We start from the raw sequence: 1,046 nt of genomic DNA on the forward strand, positions 1-1,046 counted from the left end.
GCTGATCAACACAATACTTCAAAATACAGTCCAGATCGAAGCGGTTGCCACAACAATGGGTTTTGACGACCACAGGCGCTGTAGCACGGCCATGGAATTTGCCAAAACAAATGGGACAGACAGGGTCTTCCTGCGGTGCTTCAGTGTCCCCGGGGGCAGGAGTGCGAGCAATGCCATCCATTGAGTAGAATATCCGTGTTAGTTAATAAGTAATGCGGATTGGACTCAAGAACAGCTCGAAAGTTCAGTTCTATGGTTATAAAGTTTGCTGTGGCTGAAGCAACACCGGCATCGGATATGCCGACCTATTGCGCACCGGCCTCCGGTGTTACTTCATCGTGCTGACTGGATAACCTGGTATCTTTATTTTGTACCCTTACTTGCTCCAAAGTGGGTCAGGATTCTCACACAGTCGGCATTGCCCATCTCGGTTGCGATGGAGAGTGGGGTGGTGCCATCAAACAAGGCGGTGTTGATATTCGCACTGGCCCTGATCAGGTGTTTTAAACACTCGGTATGGCCGTCCCGGGCTGCTAATAACAGCGGGGTCGCGCCATTAGTCCTCTGGGCGTTGATATTCGCCCCGGCGTTGATCAGGCGTTGCACGCAGTCTTGATAGCCCTCCTCGACTGCGATGTGCAGAGGCGTGCTTCCGCTCGTAGTCCTGATGTTGACAGCCGCCCCGGCGTTGATCAGGCCTTCCACACACTCGAAATTGCACAACAAGATTGCGATTTGCAGCGGGGTGAAGCCGTCCTCAGTCCTCCGGGCGTCGAGATTTGCCCCGGCGTTGATCAGGCGCTTCACGGAGCCGATGTTATTATTTTTGGCAGCGACAAACAGCGGCGTCACGCCGCTCAACAAGGCGGCGTCGGGATCCGCCTCGAGCTCAATCAGGCGTTCCACGCATTCGGTATTGCCCTTCTCGGCTGCGACGTATAGCGGGGTGATGCCATTTTCAGTCCGGGCATTGGGATTCGCTCCGGCGTCGAGCAGAAGTTTCGCGCAGTCGGTGTGATTATCGCAGAGAGCGAGTATCAGAGGGG

Annotated in this window: 2 protein-coding genes; both read right to left on the minus strand. The window is 54.8% G+C overall.

What is annotated here, in order from left to right:
• Positions 1 to 181 (minus strand): hypothetical protein (locus KDK17_RS16690; RefSeq protein ID WP_257288584.1); only part of this gene is annotated, 181 nt, incomplete at its 3' end.
• A 182-nt stretch (positions 182 to 363) separates the two neighbouring features.
• A partial coding sequence (locus KDK17_RS16695; protein WP_257288585.1) for an ankyrin repeat domain-containing protein occupies positions 364 to 1,046 on the minus strand: 683 nt, incomplete at its 5' end.

Source organism: Endozoicomonas sp. SESOKO2, assembly GCF_024606245.1.
In the GTDB taxonomy this organism is placed as follows: domain Bacteria; phylum Pseudomonadota; class Gammaproteobacteria; order Pseudomonadales; family Endozoicomonadaceae; genus Endozoicomonas_A.